Source organism: Pseudomonas sp. gcc21 (assembly GCF_012844345.1).
Taxonomy (GTDB): Bacteria; Pseudomonadota; Gammaproteobacteria; order Pseudomonadales; family Pseudomonadaceae; genus Halopseudomonas.
The window spans coordinates 102,326-127,955 of sequence record NZ_CP051625.1 but is presented as its reverse complement, the minus strand read 5'-3'; the positions used below and the strand labels follow the sequence as shown (position 1 = coordinate 127,955).

General features: G+C 59.3%; 24 protein-coding genes. 13 read left to right on the top strand and 11 right to left on the bottom strand.

Annotated features, from left to right (window positions below):
• Positions 1 to 34 precede the first annotated feature (34 nt).
• The 3 genes from arsC to HG264_RS00615 are packed head-to-tail and all read left to right on the top strand — an operon-like array spanning position 35 to position 1,396.
• Complete coding sequence (arsC, locus tag HG264_RS00625) at positions 35 to 388, top strand: arsenate reductase (glutaredoxin) (protein ID WP_169405851.1); 354 nt, start codon at positions 35 to 37, stop codon at positions 386 to 388.
• Positions 385 to 1,002: an NAD(P)H:quinone oxidoreductase gene (gene wrbA / locus HG264_RS00620; RefSeq protein ID WP_169405850.1), complete on the top strand. Its 618-nt coding sequence runs from the start codon at positions 385 to 387 to the stop codon at positions 1,000 to 1,002. The genes arsC and wrbA overlap by 4 nt, the downstream gene beginning before the upstream one ends.
• Positions 989 to 1,396, top strand: a complete 408-nt coding sequence (locus HG264_RS00615) for a DUF2069 domain-containing protein (protein ID WP_169405849.1) — start codon at positions 989 to 991, stop codon at positions 1,394 to 1,396. Before wrbA ends, HG264_RS00615 begins: the two co-directional genes overlap by 14 nt.
• A gap of 37 nt (positions 1,397 to 1,433) precedes the next feature.
• On the opposite strand, the gene hda is transcribed toward HG264_RS00615, so the two are convergent.
• From hda to HG264_RS00600, 3 genes are read right to left on the bottom strand one after another with little or no spacing between them, the layout of a single operon-like run.
• Positions 1,434 to 2,129 (bottom strand): DnaA regulatory inactivator Hda, encoded by a 696-nt coding sequence (hda, locus tag HG264_RS00610; protein ID WP_256663728.1) that lies wholly within the window; start codon positions 2,127 to 2,129, stop codon positions 1,434 to 1,436.
• Between the two features lie 17 nt (positions 2,130 to 2,146).
• Positions 2,147 to 3,244 (bottom strand): AI-2E family transporter, encoded by a 1,098-nt coding sequence (locus HG264_RS00605; RefSeq protein WP_169405847.1) that lies wholly within the window; start codon positions 3,242 to 3,244, stop codon positions 2,147 to 2,149.
• A 30-nt stretch (positions 3,245 to 3,274) separates the two neighbouring features.
• Positions 3,275 to 4,477, bottom strand: a complete 1,203-nt coding sequence (locus HG264_RS00600; RefSeq protein ID WP_169405846.1) for a DUF2066 domain-containing protein — start codon at positions 4,475 to 4,477, stop codon at positions 3,275 to 3,277.
• Positions 4,478 to 4,759: 282 nt separating this feature from the next.
• Here HG264_RS00600 and purM point away from each other — a divergent pair, with 282 nt between their 5' ends.
• The 4 genes from purM to HG264_RS00580 all read left to right on the top strand — a co-directional run bounded on the left by purM (position 4,760) and on the right by HG264_RS00580 (position 8,654).
• The gene (gene purM, locus HG264_RS00595; RefSeq protein WP_169405845.1) at positions 4,760 to 5,824 is read left to right on the top strand and encodes a phosphoribosylformylglycinamidine cyclo-ligase; all 1,065 of its coding nucleotides are present in this window, start codon (positions 4,760 to 4,762) and stop codon (positions 5,822 to 5,824) included.
• A 3-nt stretch (positions 5,825 to 5,827) separates the two neighbouring features.
• Positions 5,828 to 6,472 (top strand): phosphoribosylglycinamide formyltransferase, encoded by a 645-nt coding sequence (gene purN / locus HG264_RS00590; RefSeq protein ID WP_169405844.1) that lies wholly within the window; start codon positions 5,828 to 5,830, stop codon positions 6,470 to 6,472.
• A gap of 71 nt (positions 6,473 to 6,543) precedes the next feature.
• Positions 6,544 to 7,308: a DUF3108 domain-containing protein gene (locus tag HG264_RS00585; RefSeq protein ID WP_372240188.1), complete on the top strand. Its 765-nt coding sequence runs from the start codon at positions 6,544 to 6,546 to the stop codon at positions 7,306 to 7,308.
• 305 nt (positions 7,309 to 7,613) lie between these two features.
• On the top strand, positions 7,614 to 8,654 hold the full coding sequence (locus tag HG264_RS00580) for an IS110 family transposase (RefSeq protein WP_169405843.1): 1,041 nt from the start codon (positions 7,614 to 7,616) through the stop codon (positions 8,652 to 8,654).
• Positions 8,655 to 9,050: 396 nt separating this feature from the next.
• Here HG264_RS00580 and HG264_RS00575 read toward each other — a convergent pair whose 3' ends face one another.
• On the bottom strand, positions 9,051 to 10,274 hold the full coding sequence (locus tag HG264_RS00575; protein ID WP_169405842.1) for a 3-hydroxyacyl-CoA dehydrogenase: 1,224 nt from the start codon (positions 10,272 to 10,274) through the stop codon (positions 9,051 to 9,053).
• A 510-nt stretch (positions 10,275 to 10,784) separates the two neighbouring features.
• Between HG264_RS00575 and HG264_RS00570 the strand changes: the two genes are divergently transcribed.
• The 3 genes from HG264_RS00570 to HG264_RS00560 all read left to right on the top strand — a co-directional run bounded on the left by HG264_RS00570 (position 10,785) and on the right by HG264_RS00560 (position 15,209).
• Complete coding sequence (locus HG264_RS00570; RefSeq protein ID WP_169405841.1) at positions 10,785 to 11,738, top strand: endonuclease; 954 nt, start codon at positions 10,785 to 10,787, stop codon at positions 11,736 to 11,738.
• A 247-nt stretch (positions 11,739 to 11,985) separates the two neighbouring features.
• On the top strand, positions 11,986 to 13,143 hold the full coding sequence (locus HG264_RS00565; RefSeq protein ID WP_169405840.1) for a TAXI family TRAP transporter solute-binding subunit: 1,158 nt from the start codon (positions 11,986 to 11,988) through the stop codon (positions 13,141 to 13,143).
• Positions 13,144 to 13,226: 83 nt separating this feature from the next.
• Entirely contained in the window at positions 13,227 to 15,209 is a 1,983-nt protein-coding gene (locus tag HG264_RS00560) for a TRAP transporter permease (protein WP_169405839.1), read from the top strand.
• A gap of 25 nt (positions 15,210 to 15,234) precedes the next feature.
• Here the strand turns inward: HG264_RS00560 and HG264_RS00555 are convergent, their stop codons facing one another.
• Both HG264_RS00555 and HG264_RS00550 read right to left on the bottom strand, forming a co-directional pair.
• Positions 15,235 to 16,803: a class I adenylate-forming enzyme family protein gene (locus tag HG264_RS00555; protein ID WP_169405838.1), complete on the bottom strand. Its 1,569-nt coding sequence runs from the start codon at positions 16,801 to 16,803 to the stop codon at positions 15,235 to 15,237.
• A 150-nt stretch (positions 16,804 to 16,953) separates the two neighbouring features.
• Positions 16,954 to 17,295 carry an antibiotic biosynthesis monooxygenase gene (locus HG264_RS00550; RefSeq protein WP_150301927.1) on the bottom strand — a complete coding sequence of 114 codons (342 nt, stop codon included), beginning with the start codon at positions 17,293 to 17,295 and terminating at the stop codon, positions 16,954 to 16,956.
• 236 nt (positions 17,296 to 17,531) lie between these two features.
• Here HG264_RS00550 and HG264_RS00545 point away from each other — a divergent pair, with 236 nt between their 5' ends.
• The gene (locus tag HG264_RS00545) at positions 17,532 to 18,518 is read left to right on the top strand and encodes a lipid A deacylase LpxR family protein (protein WP_169405837.1); all 987 of its coding nucleotides are present in this window, start codon (positions 17,532 to 17,534) and stop codon (positions 18,516 to 18,518) included.
• Positions 18,519 to 18,563: 45 nt separating this feature from the next.
• Here HG264_RS00545 and HG264_RS00540 read toward each other — a convergent pair whose 3' ends face one another.
• Positions 18,564 to 19,472 (bottom strand): neutral zinc metallopeptidase, encoded by a 909-nt coding sequence (locus HG264_RS00540; protein WP_169405836.1) that lies wholly within the window; start codon positions 19,470 to 19,472, stop codon positions 18,564 to 18,566.
• Between the two features lie 178 nt (positions 19,473 to 19,650).
• Entirely contained in the window at positions 19,651 to 20,628 is a 978-nt protein-coding gene (locus HG264_RS00535; protein WP_169405835.1) for a phosphoribosyltransferase, read from the bottom strand.
• 189 nt (positions 20,629 to 20,817) lie between these two features.
• On the opposite strand from HG264_RS00535, the gene HG264_RS00530 reads away from it, so the two are divergent.
• Both HG264_RS00530 and HG264_RS00525 read left to right on the top strand, forming a co-directional pair.
• The gene (locus HG264_RS00530; protein ID WP_169405834.1) at positions 20,818 to 21,432 is read left to right on the top strand and encodes an SCO family protein; all 615 of its coding nucleotides are present in this window, start codon (positions 20,818 to 20,820) and stop codon (positions 21,430 to 21,432) included.
• Positions 21,429 to 22,073: a cytochrome c oxidase assembly protein gene (locus HG264_RS00525; protein ID WP_169405833.1), complete on the top strand. Its 645-nt coding sequence runs from the start codon at positions 21,429 to 21,431 to the stop codon at positions 22,071 to 22,073. Before HG264_RS00530 ends, HG264_RS00525 begins: the two co-directional genes overlap by 4 nt.
• A 35-nt stretch (positions 22,074 to 22,108) precedes the next feature.
• On the opposite strand, the gene dsbG is transcribed toward HG264_RS00525, so the two are convergent.
• The 3 genes from dsbG to dsbD are packed head-to-tail and all read right to left on the bottom strand — an operon-like array spanning position 22,109 to position 25,457.
• Complete coding sequence (gene dsbG, locus HG264_RS00520) at positions 22,109 to 22,843, bottom strand: thiol:disulfide interchange protein DsbG (RefSeq protein ID WP_372240251.1); 735 nt, start codon at positions 22,841 to 22,843, stop codon at positions 22,109 to 22,111.
• Between the two features lie 41 nt (positions 22,844 to 22,884).
• Positions 22,885 to 23,700: a TlpA family protein disulfide reductase gene (locus tag HG264_RS00515; RefSeq protein WP_169405831.1), complete on the bottom strand. Its 816-nt coding sequence runs from the start codon at positions 23,698 to 23,700 to the stop codon at positions 22,885 to 22,887.
• A complete protein-coding gene (gene dsbD / locus HG264_RS00510; RefSeq protein WP_169405830.1) occupies positions 23,700 to 25,457 on the bottom strand; it encodes a protein-disulfide reductase DsbD in 1,758 nt (585 codons plus the stop codon). The genes HG264_RS00515 and dsbD overlap by 1 nt, the downstream gene beginning before the upstream one ends.
• Positions 25,458 to 25,630: the final 173 nt, after the last annotated feature.

The window sequence follows — 25,630 nt, the reverse complement described above, 5'->3', positions numbered from 1 at the left end:
GGCCCGGCTATCGCTGACCGAATCGGAGAAACCCATGGCAGTCGTGCGTATCTATCATAACCCCCGCTGTTCGAAGTCCCGCCAGGCCCTTGAGCTACTCGAAAAGCAGGGTGTTGAGCCTGAGGTGGTTCGCTACCTCGAAACGCCGCCGGACAATGCCACGCTGAGCGAACTGCTATCAAAGCTGAACATGAGTGCACGCGAGCTGATGCGCAAGGGCGAAGATGTCTACAAAGAGCTGAACCTTGACGATTCTGACCTGAGCGAGGCGCAACTGGTTCAGGCTATGGTCGATTATCCCAAGCTGATCGAACGGCCCATTGTGGTGAAAGGCGATACCGTTATTGTCGCCCGGCCGCCGGAACGGGTTCTGGAGTTGTTCGCATGAGCGCACCCTATGTTCTGGTGCTGTACTACAGCCGGCACGGCGCTACCGCGAAAATGGCGCGACTGATTGCCGAAGGCGTCGAACGGGGCGGTATGGAGGCGCGGTTGCGCACTGTGCCTCCGGTGTCTGCAGATAACCGCCAGAGCATTCCGGAGATTCCGGAGAGCGGAGCGATGTACTGCAGCGAAGATGATCTGCGCAACTGTGCAGGCCTGGTACTCGGTAGCCCTACCCGCTTCGGCAATATGGCGGCACCGCTGAAATATTTCGTCGATGGCACCAGCAGCCTGTGGCTATCCGGCGCGCTCGCTGGCAAACCTGCGGCCGCTTTCACCTCCACGGCCAGCCTGCACGGTGGTCAGGAGACAACACTGCTGTCGATGCAATTGCCACTTCTGCACCACGGCATGCTGATCGTTGGCCTGCCCTATACCGAAACGGCTCTGACCGAAACCCGGGGTGGCGGCACACCCTACGGGGCCAGTCATCACGCCGGGGCAGACGGATCACGCAAGGTTGACGAGCACGAGGCAACGTTGTGCCAGGCGCTGGGCCGCCGCGTTGCAGTGATTGCACAACAACTGGCTGCGGGGGCTGCCAATGGCCCGCAATAAGCCGCTCCCTGCGCTGGATTTTCTTGAGCCGCGGGTCAAGGCAACACGTGTAATCGGCACCCTGAGCTACCTGGGTTTGTTATTGACCATACTGATCTACAACGGTTTTTTCGCCGACCTGCACGGCGCCAATCCGTTGGTGATTCTCGGCGTACAACTGATTCCGCTGCTGATCTTTCTGCCAGGCATACTGATGGGCTGGCCGCGTGTTTACGCGTTCCTGTGCTTCGTAATCAACCTGTATTTCATTCACGGCGTGCTGGTGTGTTTCCAGCCGGGGCGGGAGGTCTATGGCGGATTGCTGGTGCTGTTCACGTCGGTGTATTTCCTCGCTGCGCTGTACTTCATACGCTGGGCCTTTCAGGCGCAACGGGTGCGTGCAGGCGAGGTTTGACGGTGCAGATGGAGGTGTGGTCAGGCCAGCGGCCTGATCACCAGCCCATCACACGTTTCACGAAGGGAATCGTCAGTTTGTGCTGGGCTTGCAGCGAAGCCTGATCGAGCAACTCAAGCGCCGCAAAGATATCCGTCATCCCCCGCGATCCACGGCTGAGAATATACCGGGCGACTTCATCAGGAAGCTGCAGCCCACGCAGTTCCGCACGCAGCTTGAGCATGCGTTGCTTGTCTTCATCACCCAGAGCTTGCAGCTGGTAAACCACGCCCCAGCTCAGACGCGACGCCAGGTCAGGCAGTTCAAGATCCAATTCACGGGGCGTGGCCGAAGCCGCCACCAGCAGCCGGCCACCCTGATCGCGCAATCGGTTGTACAGATGAAACAGCGCCTCTTCCCATTCATGCCGGCCGGCGAGCGCATCGAGCCCGTCCAGGCATAACAGATCGAACTGATCCATGCCTTCAAGGATGTCCGGACCGTGATCCATGACGTCATCCAGCGGCAGGTACATCGCTAACCCGTTGTTATCAGCCATGCGGTGACACGCGGCTTGCAGCAGATGCGACCTGCCGCTTCCCGCCGCGCCCCACAGATAGACACACTGCTCCGCAGCGGATGACGCCGGATCAGCAAGCGTTTCCACAGCCGCAACGACCACTGCATTGGGGCCAGCAAAATAATTGGCGAAAGTCGCCTCATCCCGGAGCTTGACGCCAAGTGGCAACTGCATCGGTTGGCCCGGTAGCATCACTCTTCTCTCAACTCGTCCAGTTCGATAATCCCTTCATCGTCGGATTTCTGATAGGTCTCGGACGCCAGATAGCTCTGATGTGCATGACGCACCAGCACCATGATCACCGCCGCCACCGGCAGGGCCAGAAGTATACCGACGAAGCCGAACAGGTGTCCGCCCGCAAGCACCGCAAAAATCACCGCCACCGGGTGCAAACCGATACGGTCGCCCACCAGCCAGGGCGTAAGCACGGTCCCCTCAATGGTTTGCGCCACGGTAAACACAGCAACCACTGCAACCAGATGCGCCACATCACCGAACTGGAAAATAGCAGCTACCAGTGCCGCTGCCATGCCTACAGCAAATCCGAGATAGGGCACGATGCTCGCCAGCCCCGCAACCATGCCAATCAATAAAGCCAGCTCCAGGCCCACCGCCCACAGGCCCAGCGAGTAGAGAATACCCAGACCGAGCATCACCAGCAGTTGGCCGCGGATGAAGGCGCCCAACACTTCGTCGCAATCGTGGGCCAGCTTGACTACCAGCGGCTCGTGGTCGCGCGGCAGCAGACCCTTGATGCGCGCAACAATGACATCCCAATCCCTGAGCAGGTAAAAGCCAACCACGGGGATCATCACGAAATTGACCACCCAGGTCAGCAACCCCATTGTCGAGCGGGTTGCCTGCGCCAGCAACGCACCCACTACGCCAGTGTTTTCGCCGAGATTTTCGCGGATGCGCTCGCCCACATCTGAAAGTCTGACCTCGGTAATCGGCACACCGGTTCTGGTCTGGATCCAGGGCAGCGCAACCTCAGTTATCCAGCGAAGCATGTCCGGAATCTGTTCACGTAAGGCAGAAATCTGATTACCCAGCAGCGGAATCAGCACAACAAGCGCCAACGCCAGGATACCTGCGCCCGCTGCAAACACCACCAACACACCCACCACCCGGGACATCCCGTAGGATTCCAGCCGATCGACCAGCGGGTCACCGAGATAAGCGAGCAACATGCCGATCAGGAAGGGCGACAGGATCGGACTGAGCAGATAGACCATCGTCACTGCGGCAAGCAGCCCCGCCAGCCATAACCATCGCGAATCAAAAATCATCTTGTTGCCCTCGTGGCAATCGAGCAGTGATCAACGCCACCGGTAATACAGCGTATGGGGATCCGGCTCGACCGGTTCCGGCAACACATTCACCGGAGCCTGTTCCGGCTCCGTCAGCGTGTCGGCGTCCGCATTCAGCGGGTCATCGGTAGGACCTGTTTCGCCCGACTGATCAGTAGCGCCCAATGCAGGCGTCGGTTGAGGGGCAGGCTCAGGCAGCAGGATGGGCCCTTGCTCGACAGGTTCAGGCTCGGGAGCCGGTATGCGTACCAGACGCTGATCGAGGCTCAGCATGCGCTCAAGCTGCGACTCGCTGCCAGGGAAATCAATACGGACGGTCACCACGTCAGTGTCCACCGAGAGCATCTGCGGTGTGCTCTGGCCACCGAGTTGCTGCAGCATTCCCTGCAGGCTGGCGTAATCGTTGACGCTGTTGATGTCCTGCACCACGAGCGTCCAGCGGGTCAGCTCCTCCTCGGATACCGCGGGCACGGCATATTGCTCAAACGCAGCCGCTGCCACCTCGCGCATTATCTGATCGGCAGCCGCGGCGGGGTCATCCTCGCTGACACGACCGGAGTAAGCTCGATCGTTCAGCCACATATGCCAGTCAGCACGGGTACTTTCGCCGTTGGCGGTGAACGCGACGGCCAGCACGCCCTCACTGGAATAACGCTCGCTGGCTTCCAGCAAATCCTCGCGATTGCCCTGGCGCACGACTTCTTCAGTCACCATGCCCCGGTCTTCGAGGTCACCCATGGGAAAGCTCAACGCAACACCGCGATAGGCAGCGGCGGTTTTCAGACGATCGCCCCAGGTGCTCCCGGCACCGATCAGCTCATCACCCAAGGTCCGCGCCTCGACCGCCCAGACCAGCATACCGGGGCGACTGCGCCCCAGCATGGGCAGGCCACCGCTGACCATCACCCGGCGTACGGCGGAGGGCTCAAACTCAACGAGCAGGGACCCGTCCCGTCCGCTGATCCGGCGCACCAGATCACGCGGGTCGCTCAAGGCATTCGCCACTGGACCGCTGTCCAGATTGACATTCGCGCCACCCACGCGGGTGAACATGACTTCCGCCGCCTGGCGTAGCGTCTCGTCCCGGGACGCGTCTTCTGCCTGTGGCTGATTGACCCGATACAACCCCTCGAGGACCGCGGCAGACAGGTTGAAAGGCGTCCACAGCACCAGAGATAGCAGGCTGACGACAACAGTGCGCAAAGAAAACATGGGCGATTCCGCTCGGCTGGTGCTGGTTTTGTCTCGCTGATGCGAGTACTGCAGCTGTATTAAAGCGCATACATTAAACAAGCGCCGGAGCGGCGGCAACCAAGCCGCACCAACAGCCCTGGCAGCTGGGCTTCGAGGTAGCTAGAGCGGCTTCCCGTTCAATGTGCCGAAGGCGTCGTGAGCATGGTCCTGATGCGGTTGTATTGATACACTAGCCCACTTCCCTGCGGCCGGCCCGAGCACTGGCCGCTCGCCCCTTTTTTCGACCATCGAGACCGACGCATGAGCAGCCAGAACCCTTCCAAACCTTCGATCAGCTACAAGGATGCCGGGGTCGACATCGACGCTGGGAACGCTCTGGTAGACCGCATCAAGCATGTCGCCAAACGTACCACTCGCCCTGAAGTCATGGGTGGACTGGGCGGCTTTGGCGCGCTCTGCGAAATCCCCGAAGGATATAAAAAGCCGGTACTGGTCTCCGGCACGGACGGTGTGGGCACCAAACTGCGCGTAGCGATGGACCTGGGCAAACACGACACCATCGGTATCGATCTGGTGGCGATGTGTGTCAACGACCTGGTCGTGTGCGGTGCAGAACCGCTGTTCTTCCTGGATTACTACGCCACCGGCAAGCTGAATATCGATGTCGCTGCGCAAGTCGTGACCGGTATCGGTGCGGGCTGCGAACTGGCCGGTTGCGCACTGGTGGGCGGCGAGACCGCCGAAATGCCCGGCATGTATGAGGGCGACGATTACGACCTGGCGGGCTTCTGTGTCGGCGTGGTCGAAAAATCCGAAATCATTGACGGCAGCAAGGTGCAGACCGGCGACGTCCTCATTGCGCTGCCCTCCTCCGGTCCCCATTCCAACGGCTACTCTCTGATTCGCAAGATCATCGAGACGGCCAATGTCGACATCGGCGATATCACTCTGGACGGCAAGCCACTGGCCGAACTGCTGATGGCGCCGACGCGCATCTATGTCAAAGCCCTCCTGCAGCTGATCAAGCAGACTGGCGCGGTCAAGGCCATGGCACATATCACCGGCGGCGGGCTGCTGGAAAATATTCCGCGCGTCCTGCCCGACGGCGCTGGTGCCAGCATCGATCTGTCCAGCTGGCAGCGTCCTGCAGTATTCAACTGGTTGCAGGAACAGGGCAACGTGGACGAGACCGAAATGCACCGTGTACTCAATTGCGGCGTGGGCATGGTCATCTGCGTGGGCGCCGATCAAGCGGATGCGGTACTGCAGAACCTGCAAGAGTCCGGTGAGCAGCCCTGGGTGATCGGCCGGATCGAGGCCGCTGCAGAAAACGGTGAAGCTGTCGTCCTGCGTAACGGTCACTGACCTGTGGCCTGTCGCATCGTAGTGCTGATCTCCGGATCTGGCAGCAATCTGCAGGCATTGATCGACAAGCTTGACCGGCAACACGGCGAAATCGTCGCCGTGTTGAGCAACCGGCCCGATGCCTATGGGCTGGAACGCGCCAGGCGCGCCGGTATCGACACGCTGATACTCAACCACAAGGACTACCCGGACCGCGAGAGTTTCGACCGGGCGATGATCAGCAGCCTGGACGCCTTGCGACCAGACTTGCTGATCCTTGCCGGCTTCATGCGCATCCTAACCCCGGAATTCGTCAACCACTACCACGGCCGACTGCTGAACATCCATCCGTCACTGCTACCCAAATACAAGGGACTGCACACGCACAAGCGTGCCCTGGAAGGGGGCGACAGCGAGCACGGAGCCACAGTGCATTTCGTCACAGAAGAACTTGATGGCGGACCGTTGGTCGTACAAGCACGGGTTCCGGTTATTGCAGGCGACACGCCCGAATCCCTGGCCGAGCGAGTCCAGCACCAGGAACATGTGCTATATCCTCTAACCATGAACCTGTTCGCAAGCGGCCGGCTCCGACTGATTGATAGTCGTGCCTGCCTGGATAACGAGCCCCTTGGGCCCAGAGGTATCGAACCGGAACAAATTGAATAGGGTCTGCTGCCGTCTGTGTTGTGGCCATCTGCCGTGAACATCCAGCAGTCTCTGAAAATTGAGGGATACACATGCATGATCGACAGCGGCACATACGCGGGTTACGCCAGGCAGGCTGGCTCACAGCTCTCGCCTTTGTAATCGGCAGTAGCATGGCAAGTGCCCAGGAAATTCTCCCCTTTACCGCAAGTTACGCTGCGGACATGCGCAACGTACCGCTCAACGGCGAAGCCAATCATTCACTCACCGAAAACGCAGACGGCACCTGGACCCTGGAGTTCAGTGCCGGCATGTTCGTCGCACGGCTCTCCGAAAAAAGCACCTTCCTGCTACAGGAAGACGCGATTATCCCCGCAGAATATGAATACAAGCGTCGCGGCCTGGGCCGCAGCCGTACCACCACCCAGCACTTCGACTGGGAATCGGGCGTTGTAACGGGCGATCATAAAAAAGAGCGTTTCACTCTCCCGACCGAACCGGGCCTGCTCGACAAGACAACCTACCAGCTCGCGTTGCAACGCGACCTCATCGCAGGCAAGACCGACATGCGTTACCGGGTAGTGGATGGCGACGACATCGAGGAATATCACTTCCGGGTGGTGGGTGAAGATCGGGTCACGACTCGTGTCGGGCAGTTCGATGCCGTTGAGGTTGAGCGTGTACGCGAACCCGACGCCGAGCGTGAAACCACCATCTGGTTTGCCAAGGACTGGCAATATCTGTTGGTGCGCCTGAATCAGATCGAGACAGACGGGCAGCATTACCAAATTGTGCTGAAAGAGGCCACGCTGGGCGGCGAGCCCGTGGAAGGGCTTGCGCCGGGCAAAAAGAACTGAGACAGAACGAACAAGGCTCAATACAAGCTAAAATCAGGCGTCCTGCGGACGCCGTCGCGCCGAGGGCGACCCTCCTACCAAGACCGTAAACCAATCTGTGTCGGACGCAGGGTCCGCGCGACGCTCCACGAGCAATATTAAGCGAAACCGACCTGTGGGAGATTCGACGCATCGTCGGTCCGAGCGCCAATCTCAAAAGAAAGCTCGATCTACCCAGTAGGAAATGAGATGGACCCGTCCCACCCTGTGCCATGATTGAGTTTGTCCACAATCACGGGTCGGCATCACAGCAGGAGGGTCCATCCATGAGCAAGATTAGCATTATTGGAATCGATCTCGCCAAACAGGTATTTCAGCTTCACGGCAACGATAGCCGGGGACATAAGATACTCGGCAAGCAGCTCAAGCGTGATCAGTTGCTGCCTTTCCTGGCCACTCAGCCAATCTGTTTAGTTGCCATGGAAGCCTGCGGCGGAGCGCATTACTGGGCTCGCCAAATCAAGGCGCTGGGGCATGAGGTGAAGATCATTCACCCTCGCTACGTTAAGCCCTTCGTGCAGGTGCACAAGAATGACCAGCGTGATGCTCAGGCTATTGCCGAGGCTGCTGCCCGGCCTAGTATGCCTTCGGTCGCAGTAAAGTCAGTTGAACAGCTGGATATCCAGGCCTTGCACCGGGTACGTGAACGCCTGGTCAAGGAGAAGACGGCCATCGGTAACGAGCTGCGTGGCCTGCTACTGGAAATGGGTATCACCATTGCCCAAGGGCACAAAAGTCTGCGTGAGACTGTGCCGTTGATACTTGAGGATGCCGAGCGAGCACTGAGTGTACGCGCTCGCCATTTGATCCATGATCTGCGCGAGCAATGGCTGGAACGCGAGCGACGGATTGCAGATTACGACCGTGAGTTGAAATTGATCGCTAAGGAAAATGCAGTCTGCGAGGCGATACAGAGCTTGCCGGGTATTGGTCTGGTCAACTCGACGCTGCTGTACAGCCATGCTGGTGACGCCGCGCACTTCAAGTCGGCTAGACAGTTCGGCGCCTATCTGGGACTGACTCCCCGCCAGCATGCTACGGGTGGTGTAGGAAAAATGCTGGGCATTTCCAAGCAAGGTAGCAAGCATGTGCGCAAACAACTGGTGCATGATGCACGAGCGGCGTACCGGGTGCTTGTTCAGCCGGATAATGATTCGCGACTAGGTCGCTGGGTCAAACGCAAAAGCATGGAAGGCAAACATGTGAACAAGATTGTGGTGGCCCTGGCGAACAAGCTGGCTCGTATCGTCTGGGCAATCATGAAAACAGGCCAGCCCTATCAGCCAATGCGAGGCCTGGAAGCCTGAGAGACTGACCGCGGCAGGCAGATAGTAAACAGAGTTATTACTCATCCGAGGTTGCGCAGACCATTACGACACGACAGATAAGATCGATTCACTGAAACCTTAGGCGACACCTGGCTCTTAGAAGCCGAGTAGGAGATTAAGGACAGTGAATGCACATCTCATAATGGCCAGGGGCCGTACACCCCGATATACAAGGCCGGATATAAGCGTGCAATCTCATTCTCGAATGTCATGTGGCTTGCAACACAGGACGGGTCCATATAAGGGTCGCCCTCGGCACGACCTGGCCGCCAGGCCAGCCAAAACCCCACAAAAAAAACCGCGCAGGTGAACCCAGACGCGGTTTTTTAGTCGATCCAAACAGCGTCGATACAGGCTGCTCAGACCATCAGCAAATCAGCCCTTGGTGAAACGCTCGCCAGCTTCAGCGCGCTTGACCAAACCGGCCGCTGGCTTCCAGAACTCGCCGTTGGACGCTTCAAGCTCGCGAATCTGCTCCAGAACCACATCCAGCCCCAGGCTGTCTGCATAGCTCATCGGGCCGCCACGCTCTTTCGGAAAACCATAGCCGTACAGGTATACGCGGTCGATATCCTCGGCGGACTCGGCAAAGCCTTCGTCCAGAATGCGCGCGCCTTCGTTGACCAGCGCCAGGATACAGCGGCGAACGATCTCTTCGTCACCCACATCACGCTGGGTGTAGCCAGCCTCTTCGGCGACTTCGCGCGCGAGCATGTCGGTTTCCGGATCGTGGATCGCCTGGCGGCTGCCGGGCTCGTATTTGTAGAAACCGTGACCACTCTTCTGACCAAAGCGCTCCATTTCGCACAGCTTGTTATCCAGCCATACGATAGGCTCGCCGCGACCGACGCCAGCCAACTGACGTGAGCGCCAGCCCAGATCCACACCGACCACGTCGTACATACGGTACGGACCCATCGCCATGCCGAAACCTTGGAGCGCCTGGTCGACCTGCCACGGAGTCGCGCCTTCCAGCACCACTTCACGGGATTGGCGCGAGTACATGGAAAGCATGCGATTGCCGATGAAGCCATGGCAGTTACCCGCCAGCACAGCTTCCTTCCCGATCTTTTTACCGACCGCCAGACAGGCATCCAGCACGTCCTGCGCGGTAGCCTTGCCGCGGACCACTTCTAACAGCTTCATGATGTGTGCAGGGCTGAAGAAGTGCAGACCCAGCACCTGGGCCGGACGCTGGGTAGCGGAAGCGATTTCGTCAATATCCAGGTAGGACGTATTGGTCGCCAGGATAGCGGAAGCCTTAACCGCCTTGTCCAGCTCACCGAAGATCTGCTTTTTCAGCTCCATGTTCTCGTAGACGGCTTCGACCACCAGATCCATATCAGCCAAATCCGCATAGTTCTGCGTGGTACGGATGCGCTCGACGCGGGCGTTCGCTTCGTTTTCATCGAAGCGCTGCTGGGCAACGGAGCGTTTGTAGGTGTTGCGGATATCCTCGAGGCCTTTTTCAAGCATCTCGGCATTTACATCCAGCCAGACCACCGGGTAGCCGGCGTTGACGAAGTTCATCACGATACCGCGACCCATGGTCCCGGCGCCGATCACACCTACCTGTTTGATACTCTCGAATGATGCCATCGCAGCTCACCTCCAGATCTGAAAAATGTGGCGCAGGTGACCAGCCGGTCTGCCCGCTGAGGACCGATACATTACGCAAAATCAGCATGGATTTGAAACGAATCCCCGTGATCGGGCGCATTCACAACGTGAATGCAGGTTTGGGCGCATCGGACTCTACGCCGGGTTTGCGTGTTTAGCCGACCTGTCGGCGCGCAGGCGCACGCCAACCCCAGGAAGAAGTCTCTCTCGCAGGGACGGGTTTTCCTGGGGGTGTAGCGCGCCTGCGCTACGCCGAGTTCGCTAGCCACCAAAGCGAGCAACCAGACCCTGTCGGCGCGTCGCAACGCGGCCCGAGACGCACGCCAACCCCGAGAAACCCAATTCCGCGCCGGAAGTAACAGCCCATAAAAGTGCGCAAACTGTTGCGCACTATCTGAAAAACTCCTTTAAAATAGCGCACTTACCGTTTCGCTAGCACCGCTATGCAGTACCGCTTGCGCTCGCTCATTTCTCGTATAAGCAGCCTTCATGCTCAAACACTCTCGCCTGTCTTCATTTGCCACCTTCGTGGTGAGTTTTCTTTGCGTCACCCTCCCGGCCCTCGCAGCGCCCGTTTCCTTTGAAGCAGCAAAGATCCTCACCCGCCAGCAGGTGTATCAGGATCAGAATCAGCAAGGCACTGGCACTTTCTACTGCGGATGCAAATGGGAGTGGACGGGGCGCTCAGGCGGCCGCGTTGATCTCGACAGTTGCGGCTATAGCATTCGCGCCCAGGATACCCGGGCGATACGCATCGAATGGGAGCACATCGTTCCTGCGTCCTTGTTCGGCCAACAGCGACAGTGCTGGCAGCAAGGCGGCCGTTCCAACTGCAAGCGCAGCGATCCGGTATTCAACGTGATGGAGGCCGATCTGCATAACCTGGCGCCATCGATTGGCGAGACCAATGCCGACCGCAGCAACTACCGCTTCGGCATGCTGCCTGATGCGCCTTACCAGCACGGTGCCTGCGATTTCAAAGTGGATTTCCCGCAGCGGGTGGTTCAGCCACGCGACGAGATAAAGGGCCAGATCGCCCGAACCTATTTCTATATGCATGATCGCTACGATCTGCGGATGTCCAGTCAGCAACAGCAACTGTTGATGGTCTGGAACCGGCAGTTTCCGCCTACTCGCTGGGAAGAAGAGCGCGACCGCCGGTTAGCGCGCCTGATGGGGCATCACAATGAATTCGTTACTGGTCAGCGGGTCTGGAATGAAGGCCATAAGAATACTGCCGACGGGGTGCGCGTCGCTTTGAACACTCGCCAGAAACCCACAGAAGCCGCTCCTCCGATCATCGGCAACAGCCGCAGCAAGGTCTACCACCTGCCCGTCGGATGCCCCAGTTACGAAAGTGTCAGCGATAAGAACCAGGTCATCTTCTCCAGTGAATCCCAGGCGATAAGCAGCGGTTATCGCAAGGCAGGCAACTGCCGCTGAGCCGTCCGACACCGACCTGAGCCACAGCGCGCAGCGCAACGCTGCAGCGGGCTCGGGGAGGTCGTAAAAGCCTCCTACCGCACCGCTACAGCCGCACGCTCCCATTGATCTCCAATGCAACGCAGCCACTCTCACCGGGGAGGCCAGTTTGCGTCGCGTGCCCAAGCCAACTACCTTGAATAAGGCTGCGCGACCCCGTTTCGATAGCAAAACAATAACGTGAAGGCTTTAAGCCAGGGGATACACAATGCTTGCGATGTCCAGAGGACTAGTTGTCGGATTGCTGGCGGCTGCCACCGGTGTGGCTAACGGCGCCGACAATGTCACCCTTCCCAAAACTCTCGTCATGACCGCTTATGGAACCGGCTCCGCCGGATACACTCAGGCGGTGTCCATCGGTAATCTGCTGCAGAACGAATACGGCACCTCGATCCGGATCCTGCCGGGAGAAAACGACGTCTCCCGTATGACACCGCTACGGACCGGCCGGGTCCCGATCTGCGCTTGCGGTGTTGCCAGCTATTACGGATTCGAGGGCGTACTGATGTTCGCTGGTCCTGATTGGGGGCCGCAGCCGATCCGCGTGATCATTACCTCAACAGCCAACTTTGGCCTCGGCGTCGCTGTCGCCGGAGACATCGGCGTCAAAACACCCGCCGACCTCAGAGGTAAGCGGATTTCATATGTGCGCGGTGATGACGCGCTGAACATCGGGACCGAAGCCTTTCTCGCCTTCGGCGGCCTGACATGGAATGACGTCAAACGCGTGGAGTTCCCAGGCTATGGCCGCGCTTTTGAGGGCATCGTTGGCCATCAGTCCGACACGGCCTTCACCATGAGCGTTGCCCCGCCCGCCCAACAGCTGGCAGCCAGCCCACGAGGCATAACCTGGCCGACTTTGGACCCTGATGACAAGAAAGGCTGGCAGCGTTTGCAGGCCGTAGCGCCTTATTTTCAACCTCACAGAGTGACCGCCGCCGCGGGCAATTATAACGAGGAGAATCCCTGGATAGGCGCAAGCTACCCCTACCCCATCTATGTTGCTAACGAGACGCTTGAAAAAGGCGTGGCGCGCAATCTGGTACGTGTTCTGATCGAAGACATCGACAAGTACAAGGATGCGGCGCCGGGTAATGCGGGCTACTCACTCGAAAACCAGAACATGTCCTGGGTAATCCCGTTCCATGACGAAGTTGTCGAGTATTACAAGGAGATCGGACACTGGACCGATGAGATGCAAAGCCATCAGGACGGTCTGGTGAAGCGTCAGGAGATTCTCCTGACCACATGGAAGGAGTACACCGACGCAACACCCCCACGCGACGAGGAGGAATTCAAGCAAGGTTGGATGAATGCCCGCGCCAAGGCGCTTGAATCGGCAGGAATGAACCCGGTATTCCGTTAGACATGCTGTTTATTGCGCTGCTGGCCGGACCGTGACGCGAAGGCCAGTAGCCAACAATAATTCCAACCGGATACCAAACTACTATGCACGAGCAACGGGAAACCGACGCGGGCGCCATTTCCGGCATCAGAAGCCTTCCGGAAAAGTGGGCGTGGCTACCGCGGCTAAGCACGCTGATACTGACCGTCACCGCCCTGGATTACCTTCTCAATCTGGGCTTTTTCTCCTTCATCACATCGGTTGAAAGCCAGTTCTTCTACGCAGTGGTGGCCCTGATGCTTCCGCAGGTCTACCTGTTGTGGCCAATAAGCGAACGGGCTGCACGCAACAGGGTGCCCTGGTACGACGTGCTACTCTATCTCATCGCTTTGGTTGTCTGCGGATACTTTGTCTATCACGGCGAGCGCATTCTGGACCGCGGCTGGGCGTTTTCAGCGCCAGACCACGCTATCGTGATGAGCTTTCTGATGTGGGCGATCGTTCTGGAAGCCGTACGGCGCGCCGGCGGCACCCCGATTGCGCTTATTGTCGGGCTGGCGAGCCTCTATCCGATTTTCGCCGACCTCATGCCCGGACCGATCCAGGGCTTCCCGTCGAGCGCCGACCAGACCGCGATTTACCACACCATGAGCCGGGAAAGCATCATGGGCATCCCGCTGCAGTCCTTTGCCAACCTGGTAATCGGCTTTCTGCTGTTCGGGGTTGCGCTGCAGAAGACCGGTGGCGGAAAGTTTTTCATTAACCTCGCGTTTGCGCTGCTCGGACATGTACGCGGCGGGCCCGCCAAGGTGTCTATTTTCTCAAGCGGTCTCATGGGCTCGATGAGCGGCAGCGTTATTACCAACGTCCTCACAACAGGCGTTCTCTCCATTCCGGCCATGCGCCGGGTCGGATTCAGCCGCTCATACGCCGCAGGTGTGGAGGCGTGCGCCTCGACCGGGGGCGTGTTGATGCCACCGGTCATGGGCGCGACGGCCTTCGTTATGGCCAGTTTCCTGAATATCCCCTACAGCGACATAGCGCTGGCTGCGGTAGTCCCATCGGCCTTGTATTTTCTCGGACTCTTCATCCAGATCGACGCCTACGCGGCCAAGTACGAACTGAGCGGGCTGCCACAGGAAGAATTGCCATCGCTGAAGCAGACGATCAAGGAAGGTTGGTATTTCATCTTCGTCTTCATACTGCTCATCTGGATGCTCTTCATACTACGTCGCGAAGCCATTGCACCCTTTTATGCCACAGCCTTGCTGCTGGTTATCAATCAGGTGCTTCCTTATCAACGTTGGGGTTGGGCCGAGGTGAAGGATTTTCTCTCCGGGTCTGCCAAACTCTTTGCCGAACTGATCGCCATCCTCGCAGGCGTTGGCTTGCTGGTGGGCGCGCTTTCGGTAACAGGCCTCTCAGGCACCATTGCCAATGATCTGATCTTTCTGGCCGGCGGCAATATTCTGATCCTGCTTCTGATGGGGGCTGCCACCAGCTTTCTTCTGGGAATCGGGATGACGGTTACAGCAGCGTACATCTTCCTCGCCGTTGCCCTGGCTCCGGCGCTGATACAGGGTGGCGGCCTGGATCCGCTGGCAGTGCATATGTTCATTCTGTACTGGGGGATGCTGAGTTTCATTACCCCGCCGGTGGCTCTTGGAGCATTCGCAGCGGCCACGGTAGCGGGCGCCAAGCCCATGGAAACGGGGCTCCAGGCCATGCGTCTGGGCAGCGTCATCTACGTGATTCCGTTCCTGTTCGTCCTAAACCCCGCCTTGATTCTCCAGGGAGGATGGGCAGAGATCTCTGTGGTATTGGTGCAAGCTTTCGTCGGTGTCGTACTGATTGCCAGCGCCATGCAGGGCTACCTGGTCTGGGTGGGCGATCTGACGCTCAACGCTATATTGCAATGGCCGATACGGCTAATGTTGATCGTCGCCGGGATCACCATGGCGATCCCGGGCGGAGGAGCCGTGCCGCTGACCAACACCGAGCTGGCACTGATCAGCGTCGTAACGGGCGTGCCGGCGGTGGCGTTAGCCTGGTGGCAGAACGCCCGCCCAAGGCGTTCCGAGGCTTGACGGGGCAGCAACAAAGAACTGGTGGTTATTCCGAATTGAGTCGCTGCCGGAGCTGACTTTTGAGAATCTTGCCAGAGGGCGTAGCCGGGAGCAGGTCCATGATGATCACTCTGGCAGGGCGTTTGTAGGGAGCCAATCGCTCAGCCGCAAACGCCTTGATGTCGTCTGCGCTGGTGACACTGCCAGGGACCAGCTGAACGTAGGCAATCACTTCTTCGTTACCTGGCACCGTCCGCCCGACCACGGCCGACAGCGTCACATCCGGATGCTGCGTGAGCACCGCCTCGACATCCGGTGGGTAAACATTGAACCCTGAGCGGATAATCAGTTCCTTGGTCCGGCCTACGATATGCAGGCGACCCTTGTCGTCCACCCGCGCAAGATCACCGGTGTTAAGCCAACCGTCCGGGAGCAGAACGTCAGCTGTCTCCTTCGGGCGCCGGTAATAGCCCTTCATCACGTTAGGTCCGCGGACCCACAGTTCGCCCACCTCCCCCGCAGCCACCTCGGCCCGATCGGCGTCCTGCAATCGGTACTCCATCAAAGGCAACAACCGGCCGCAAGACGTGTCATCCAGAGGTTCGTCCAGACGCGTCTGCGAGATGGTCGGAGAGGCTTCCGTCAGCCCATACCCGTTGTGCAGTGGCAGACTGAATGCAGCCTCGATGCGCTGTTTGACGCCCGGATCCAGCGGCGCTCCGCCGACCGAGATATAGCGCAGATTCGGCGCGGCCAGCTCAAGCTGATTGGCGTTCAGATGCTCCAGAAAACGCTGAAACATTGCCGGCACGCCCTGCAGCACCGAGATCTTCTCACGCAGCAGCACGTCTCTCGTGCGCTCCGGATCAAAGCGTTCCGTCAGATACAAGGTTGCGCCCGCGTAGAGCGAACCCAGAAACACAGAGTTCAGGCCGAAGACATGGGAGATGGGCAGAACCGCATACACCCGGTCGGCGGGTGAAAAACCGCGCAAGCCGCTGGCAACCGAAGCGATGGACAACATATTACGGTGAGTCAGCATGACGCCTTTGGGCGTTCCGGTGGTACCCGAGGTGAATATCATGGTTGCCACTTGGGCTGCCGGGTCCGCAACCACCGGCTCGGGTTCGGCGTCTTCATTCAGCGGGCCCAGCGCAATCTCGCCGATGTCTTCGCGCTTCAGGTAGCAAGCGCCATGACGATCGGCATGGTGCCGTGCATCGGGCGAGGTAGCGGTCGTATAGATCAGGCGCCTGGGATCGCAACTCGCGGCAATAGTGTCGATTTCATTATCGGACAGACGTGAGCTGACGACGGCACACCAGACATCCAGCTCGCTGGCAGCAAAAATCAGCGCTACCAGCGCTCTGCAGTTCTCGTTGACCACCATGATGCGATCGCCGGGGCGAACCCCGTGATCAAGCAGCAGCTGGCGGGTGGATGCGATGGCCTGGGCCAACTCGGCGTAGGTCCAACGGGCCTCGGAATCAACAATTGCTTCGGCATCCGGCGTCTCTCTGGCCCACCTCAAAGGACGATGGCTGATGCGGGCAGGTAGAGCTTGCAGAATTTCGCTTGCGAGACGTCCATCGATCATTTCATCAGGGGCCTGCATGGGGCGCTCCTCGTTGTATTGGACATCAGAAACTGGCACGAAGCGAAGTGACCGTCAATTGACACTGACCCGCATTACCGCCGGGAATCCGCCCTTATACAGCGCAAGTCAGACAGGCTCGCTAATGTTGCATGACGTCACTGTCTGGTATCAGCCCAGTGAGCCTGTATCAGCCGCGCGGCCGTGTCCCGGCAGCACCTCCCATTCAGGCTCTTCAAACTCACCAATAATGGTTATCTCGCAATTTCTGGCGTGTTTTTCCAGAATGCCGCGCACCATCTCGTCGCGTCGATCGTCCTTGGCATCCCGCGCAGCCTTGGACTCCCAGCTGGCGATCGCCAGCAGCGTATCCGGCTCACCAATCTTGCGATGCAGGCGCGTGCCCAGCGCGCCGGGTGTCTGCTGGATAACTTCGCTGGCGCGAATCCAGGCATCCGCGTATTCCTCGACTGTGTAGCCGGGTTTCATTCGCACCTCAAAGATGAACTTCATCGTTACGCTCCCAGGATTCGCTTAGCCGCATCTACTTTGCTGTTACACGAATTGGGACGGTGTGTGCAGGCTGAGAGTTCCGGCTGAACAACCCGCCTCGCCAGAGGTCCATGGAATGGACGCAGCGCAGCGGCCGAGATAATTCATAACGGCGCATTCGCCCCGCTGGAGCTTCTCCTGGCCTCCCCTTGTTCGCCGCATCCTTCTATCAGTATTCCTTGTTCCAGGAGTTGGATATGCCAGTGACGAATGCCCGGAAGTTTCTGATCGTTGGTCTCGCCTGTGGGGCGCTACAAGCGTCTGCGGTTGCCGATACGCTGTCGCTCAAGGTGGAAAACGACGCCTTTTCACGCAATAGCGACGGCCATTACAGCAACGGTTTCGAGGTCTTCTGGTCATTCCAGCCGGAGCAACAGCACTGGTCACGCCGGCTCGCCGACTCGCTGCCCGGTTGGTCCGGAAGCGAGGTAGCCAACGTGTCCTACCGTGGCGGCCATCAGATCTATACGCCCTTTGACATCAACTACCGACGCCGGATTATCAATGACCGGCCCTACGCCGGGCTGTTCTTCCTCGGCACCTCGATATTTACCAATGAACAGCTGGACGGATGGCGCAAGGCCCGCGGCTTGCACCTTGATGCGGGCATGGTAGGACCCGCAGCCGGCGCCGAGAAGATCCAGCGCGCCGTACACAAGGTTACCGACAGCGATGAACCGATGGGCTGGGAACATCAGTTGGAAAACGAGCCCTTTATCAACCTGGGCTACGATCAGCGCTGGTGGAAACAGAACAACCTGCTGGGGCTGGATTTCGAATACGGCCCCAGTGCCGGCTTTACGCTCGGCAACCTGTATACCTACGCCTCCGCCGGGCTTGGGTTTCGCTTCGGGCATCGGCTGGATCGCAGCTTCAGCGTGCCCTCGGTTACGCCTGGGCGCAGCGGCAGTCAATATTTCACTTCCGGTAACGGTGTGAGCTGGTACGTTTTTGCCGACCTCGAAGGACGCTACATGGCGCAGAACATGTTGCTGGACGGCAACACCTGGACAGACAGCCATTCCGTGGATCGAGAGGAATGGGTGGGCGATGCCAAGGTCGGGCTAGCCTTTACCCTGAGCAACTGGCAGCTGGCCCTGGCCCAGGTATGGCGCACCAAGGAGTTCACTGACCAGCACCAGCATGACGAGTTTGGTTCGATCACGCTTTCCAAGGCTTTCTGATCAGCCAGCTGGCGCGGCCATGCGCGCCAGCATTTTCCGCTTCGGTCAGCCGCCCAGCGCCGCCGAGAACGTATCACATTGTGAGATATCGCCGCTCTCGAAGCCGCGACGGAACCACGACATGCGCTGCTCGGAGGTGCCATGGGTGAAACTGTCCGGCACCACATCCTGCCCCGCCTGCTTCTGCAACCTGTCATCACCGATGGCCGAGGCAGCCCTGAGCGCTTCCTCCAGATCGCCCTCTTCCAATAACTGGCGCTCTTCGTTAGCGCTATAACCCCATACGCCGGCGAAGCAATCAGCCTGCAATTCCTGGCGTACCGACAGCTCATTCACCTCGGCCTGGCTTCTGCCCTGACCGGCGCTACGAACCTTGGCGCTGATGCCGAGCAGGTTCTGCACGTGATGCCCGACTTCATGCGCAATGACATATGCCTGGGCAAAATCCCCGGGCGCGCCGAGCTGTTGCTTGAGATCACGGAAGAAGGTCAGGTCGAGGTAAACCTGATTATCGCCGGGACAATAGAAGGGACCGACCGCCGAGCTGGCAGTACCGCAAGCCGAATTCACACGATCGGAGAACAGCACGAGGGTGGGTTCCTGATAGTTTTCGCCTGCAGCGGCAAAAATGCCGTTCCAGGTTTCTTCGGTATCCGCCAGCACCACCGAAACAAAGTCGGAAAGCTCCTTTTGTTGCGGGGTGAGTTCGCGCGGTGTCTGGGCGACGCTGGATGCGCCACCGTCGACAAACTGCAGCAGGTCGATGCCCAGCATCCGCGCGCCGATAAACGCGACCACACCCAGTGCCAATACGATGCGTCCGATCTTGCTACGCAGCATCATCGGCAGAAACCGCAACAACAGCAGCAGCCCGCCCCCGCCTGCTCCGCCCCGCAAGGGTTGACCACGCCGATCTTCGATATTGCTGCTACGTCGTCTGCCTCGCCAATCCATCACGCCCCCTTAGGTGACACCGTCAGAATTCAGCTGCTGGAAGATGCCGTTCCGCCCACGCGTTAAGAGCGAAACGCCTACTTCATCCTAGTACGAAACGTGCAAATCGGCCGGAGCAGGTTATCGCCGGGCAAGCACTGCCCGGCCGAAGCCAAAGAAATGCGGGTTATGCGGAGGGTCAGGTAATGCGTGTTGCGGCGGTGGGAGACGCTTGCCTGCTCAACATCAGGCCAAGGCGGTACTTGAGCTGCCTGATCTTTTCCAACAGCCCGCCCCTCGATTGCGCATCATCCGGATGAAACGCCATGCCAGGCACATACATACGATTGGTTTCCACACAGAACACCGGCTTACCGGTTGCTTCCATGATACCCACCGCCTGCGCCTTCTCACTCTCGATAAACAGCACAGAGTCCGGCAGGCTACGATAGACCTCGGCCTTGAACCGATAATGAATACGCAACCGCTGCCGCTCCGCCGCCGAGGGCAGATTCAACATGTGCAACTGCCCGTATCGAACCCCCTGGCGCTCCAGCCACTGCTCGGTTTGTTCGCGGTATTTCTCCAACCGGCTGGTCACCAGATGAGCGACCGGCTGGGAAGGAATGTGCAATGGCAGCGTGTTGTTCAGAAACTGCAGATACTTCTCGCCATCGTCGTTTTCCGCAACGGTCGGATCGAGGCAAAGCACGCCGTCGATATCCAGGCAGGCATTATTGATAAGCGGATCATGCATCATGTTCCATTCGAAGACCCGTGGGCTGTCGACGACGTCAAGATGATGGTCAGCCTGATTAACCTCGGCCTTCTCGGGAAAAGCGATCAGAGTGATCACCTTTCCGGAAAACAGCCTGGCCATTTCTGTCGCCACCTTGCGGATGGGTTTTGACTCATTGTGAACATCGTCCACGACCAGAATTTTTTTCGCATCCCAGCACCGGGCCAGCGAGCTGGCAGCCGTGTTGGCAGGCGTTACCTTATCGTTACGCAGGAAGGCATCAAGGCTGGTGTGGGGCAGGTTCAGCTTCAGCGAAACAATGTCCGCCAGAAGCATTCCGTAGCGACTCGTACCAACAATCAAATCCACATCCGCGGGCAGCTTGCCGGCACCGTAGTTCATGAGAGTCGTCACGTCGCTTATGCTTTTATAATTCACCGATCACTCCTTTGTTCGTAATGCGAGCACCGCGGATGATCCGCAGGTGTACCCATGCTGCGACCAGGCCCGGACCAAAGGGTTCCGCTAACCTGATCAAATGACGCAGGCTAGCGCACCTGGCAAACTTTCCGGCCGCAATGGACTCAACTGGCATGCATTCATTCTCCTGACGCTGGTTCCTAGCCGTTGAACAAGACACTGATCGCCTGTGGGCTTGGCATCCTTCTGTTAGCCGCCGGTTTGCCGGTCGCTTACCTGTCGTGGCCTGCCCGCACGTCCGCCTCGGTTGCCATCGCCGAAGGCGCAGCCATTGGTGGCCCTTTCGAACTGCGTGACCCCACCGGCCGAACCATTACCGAGCAAACCTTCCGCGGTCAGTGGACCCTGATGTTCTTCGGCTTCACACACTGTCCTGATATCTGTCCGACGACTCTCACAAGAGTAGCTGCAATTCTGCGAACGCTCGACCAGCAAGCCGGGCAGTTACAACCTTTATTCATCACCCTGGATCCCGAGCGCGACACGCCTGAGATACTGTCCGACTACACCCGGCATTTCGATCCGCGCATTCTGGGTCTGACCGGCACACCCGAACAGATAGACGCTATATCCGACGCGTACCGTGTTTATGCCAGGAAGGTGCCTATGGGCGATGCCTATACGCTGGATCATAGCGCTGTGATGTACCTGATCGGTCCGGATGGCGAGCTGGTCAAGCACTTCACCCAGCAGATGGATACGGACGCCATGGCCCGCGAAATAGCCGACGCCTTGCCCCGCTCCGCCGGAGATCATCAATGAGAGCCATCCGCGAAATGTGGCCGCTCACGTTGGGCTTTCTGCTGCTGGCCAGCTTCTGGCTTGGTCCTTTACCTGCGATGAGTCGCACCGCGTTCTCTGCGCATATGCTGCTGCACCTGGGTATCGTTGCGTTGGTCGCCCCGCTCCTGGCGCTGGGGCTGTCCCGCGCTGGCGTTCAGCTGGACGGCATGCGCAATCTTCGCGGCTGGGCGATCCTGGCGTTCTCTGTAGAGATGATCGTTGTCTGGGGCTGGCATGCGCCCGTACTGCATGAGGCAGCCGCGCGCCACGTGTCGGTCTTCGTCGTACAGCAGCTCAGCTTTCTGCTTGCCGGCCTGGCCGTCTGGTTGCTGGGTTTCGCGGCCCGTTCAAAGGCAGCTGCAAGCGCAACAGTCATCGGGTTCTTCTTCAGCTTCGTACACATGACCATGCTCGGCATGCTGCTGATTCTCGCGCCTGCGCTCATCTACCCCGCCGATCTCTGCCTCGGTGCCTTTGGCTTCGAGCAGCTGGAGGACCAGCGATTCGGCGGCGTACTGATGGCCGCCTGGGGCGGACTAGTATACATGGCGGGCGGCGTGGTGTTCGGTGCGCGCCTGTTGTTGCGTGAAGAGCCGGACGACAGCAGCGCCGCCGCGTGATCGGCAGCAGCGCGTCAGTAAGGACCTGCGCTCGATTACTGATTTTCCGACAGCGGCCCCATGATCTTATTCAGCGTGTCGGGCTGCGGTGCACCCTGCTGTTGCTGCAACCGGTTGTTCTCATCCATGAAGTAAATGGCCGGCGTAGCAGAGGCGCCCATCTCGCCCATCAACGCCAGGTTCGCCTGTAGCTGTTCGTCCAGGTCAGCGGGGATATTCTTCATTGCCTTGAGCGTGCTGGCCTTGCCCGCCGCCTCATGTTCATTGAGTGCCTGCTCCGGGTTATCAGCGGCTAACAGCGCTGCGGATTTGCCTGCGCTATCCGGGCGCAGCATACCCACCATGACGTGACGAACCTGCACATCGCCCGCCTCGACCCAGGGGCGCGCCTGTTCCCAGAACATGTTGCAGAACGGACAGTTCGGGTCGGAGAACATGTAGACGATGCGCGGCGCGTCCGCAGAGCCATCCGCAATCCAGGTGCTGTCTTCCAGACGCTGCCACATTTCCTTACCCATTGGCTCATAGACCAGTTGCTCCAGCTGCGGACGGCTCAGGTCTTCGCCCTGTGCATTGACCAGGGTGCCCACCAGCACATGCTCCCCGTCCGGCGTCAGGTACAGGGAAACGCCCTGGCCGTTGAATCGGGCGGCATATCCCTTGAGCCCGCCCGGTGCATCAAAGCTGCCGACTATTTCAGCGCCACGGGCTTCGACGGCCTTGACCGCAGCGGGCAGCTCCTCGGCGACGCCCAGCGGCGCAGATAACATGGCAATAGCAGAAACAATCAGGGACAGCGGAAAAGTGTGTTTCATGGTTGAGCATCCATCTTGAGTTTATCCAGTTCGCGCGCCAGGCTGGCCCGCGACAGCTCACCGAGGTGGCTACTCACCTGGCGACCTTCGGCATCGTAAAAAATCGTTGTAGGCAGCGCGGCCGAGCCCAGCTTCTGGCCTAGTTGCCCGCCGGTATCCAGCAGCACGTTTTCCAGCCCCAGCCCTTGTGAGGCCAGAAATTCGCCTATGACGGTCTCGCCTTCACCCTGATTGACGAACAGAAATGTGAGGTCGCTCTCCTTGCGCTGCGCTTCGGCCAGCACCGGCATTTCCCGTCGGCACGGCGGGCACCAGGTCGCCCAGAGGTTGATTACCAGCGGCTTGCCTACATAGTCCACCAGCGCGACCGGGGCGCCGTGGTTATCGCGCAGCGCCAGTTCCGGAAGCCGCGTGCCCTGCTCGAAGGCGTGCAACACAAAGCTGCTGAACCCCCAGATCAGCACACCCACCGCCATGGCCGACCCCAGCGGGATGCGCAACGTCTTCTCGCGCCAGGCCATCCAGGCACCCAGCGCAATCGCGGCAATCAACCCCGGCCAGGCGAAAAAGCCACCATCGCGGATATCGATGACGCCCCAAAGGTCGTCCCGAAAGTGATCGAAATAGACGATTACGAAGGCCAGACGGGCGACCAGCAATGCGACCATCAGCAACTTGAACAACTGCGCTTCGGGATTAAGCTTGCTGCGCCGGCCAACCCACCAGCCGGTCAAGGTGGCGAGCAACAGGCTCACCATCAATATGATGTGTGGCACCGCCAGTGCGAACGGCCCAACATTCATCGTCATCATCAACCGCGCTCCCGTGTTTCATTCCAGTTGGCCAGAAATTGCCTGGCATCGACTTCGCCGGTGATACGCTGCGAGCGCCGTTCAACGCCGTCCGGACCGATCCAGAGTAACGTCGGCGGTCCCATCACCTGATAGCGACCCAGCAGTTCCCGGGAGGCTGCGTTGGTGACTGTGACGTCGGGCCGCAGGATGCGCACGTCTTCAAGGGCCGCTTGCACCTCGGCATTACCGAACACCTCCCGCTCCATCACCTTGCAGGACACGCACCAGTCAGCGTAGTAATCGACCAGCACCCATTGTCCGGCCGCTTTGGCCGCTGCGAGTTCACTGTCCAGCACGGCAGGCTCACTGAAGCCGACATACCCTTCGCTCACTTCAGCAGCCTGAACGGTCGCAACTGTTGCAGCCCCAGCCGTAAATACTGACAGCGGACGTAAGGGGTCATGCGCGCCGCCGGCGGCGCCGAGCAACATAGCGATCCCCCAGATGCCCGTCAGCGATGCAATCGCCCTGCTCAACGCTTTGTGCTTGTGCAGCTCACGCGCGAGGTGCAGCAGACCGCTGGCCAATACCACCAACAGCGCGCCCCACAACCCTACCCATAGTGAGTCCGATAGCAGCGGCCGCAGTACATAGAACGCTGCAATAAGGAACAGGAAGCCAAAGGAGACCTTGACGCGGTCCATCCAGGCGCCCGGTTTGGGCAGAAAGCGGTTGCCCAGCGTGACCAGCAACACCAGCGGCGTGCCTATGCCCAGACCCAGCGCGAACAACACCAGGCCGCCGTGTACAGCGTTGCCGCTTTGCGCGATATATAACAGCGCCGCAGCCAGGGGCGCGGTCATGCAGGGTCCGACCAGCAAGCCGGAGAGCACGCCCAGCACACTGGCACCCGCGAGGCTGCCGCCCTTGCGCTTGCGCCCGGCGTTCTCCAGGCGGTCGCGCAGGCCAGCCGGCAGTTGCAACTCGAAGAAGCCGAACATCGGCAGGGACAGCAATATGAACAGCCCGGCAAAGCTCGCGATCAACCAGGGCTGCATCAGCAGACCCTGCAGATTGGCTCCGAGCAATGCGGCAACAACGCCGAGTGCGGCATATACCAGCGCCATGCTGACGACATAGGCAATCGCCAGGGCAAAGCCGCGCCGCGGCGTCGCCCCGCTACCAACGACAATCCCCGCAAGAATCGGCAGCATCGGCAGCGAGCAAGGTGCAAAAGCCAGTAACAGGCCCAGACCGAAGAAAACCAGCAGGCTCAGCCACAGCGCCTGTTGCTGCAAGCCACTGACTAGTGCTTCGTCATCGGCCTGGACCGAACCCGACGCACTCGCCGGCCCGGCGCCATCCAGACTGACCTGTTTCGACTGCGGCGGGTAGCACAAGCCGGCGTCCGCACAACCCTGCCAGCCCAGCTCAATGGAGTTGGCGGCCGCTTGCGGAATGAGCACTTCCAGACTGCCGCGGTAGATTTGCGAGTCGCCAAAAAACTCATCGGTGTAAGGCTCACCCGGCGGCAAGGTGGGTTGCGACTCTGCATCCAGGCCGCCGAAACGCAGGCGCTCCTGATACAGGTAATACCCGGGCGCGATATTCCACCGAACCAGCGTTCCGCCCTCCTCCTGCGGCTCGACATGCAGCTCAAATGCCTGATCCACAGGTAGAAAATCCTCCTGCAGCCCCCCGCTTGAAAATAGCGAGGCGTTTGCCGGTTGCAGCAACCAGATACATATCACCAGTAAAAAAACGATCGCGCGCATAGTTCCCTACCCGATAAACAGTCCAGCGGAGCATGGCGGCTCGGGATTAACTGACGATTAAGGTTGGCGGATCGCTGCCGAAATTGCGCACCAGCCCGCCCGGCAAACCAGGGGCAAGCTTCCCGGATGCTATGCTCATAACGCTCCGTTAATCCTGGCGGAGGACACTTCCC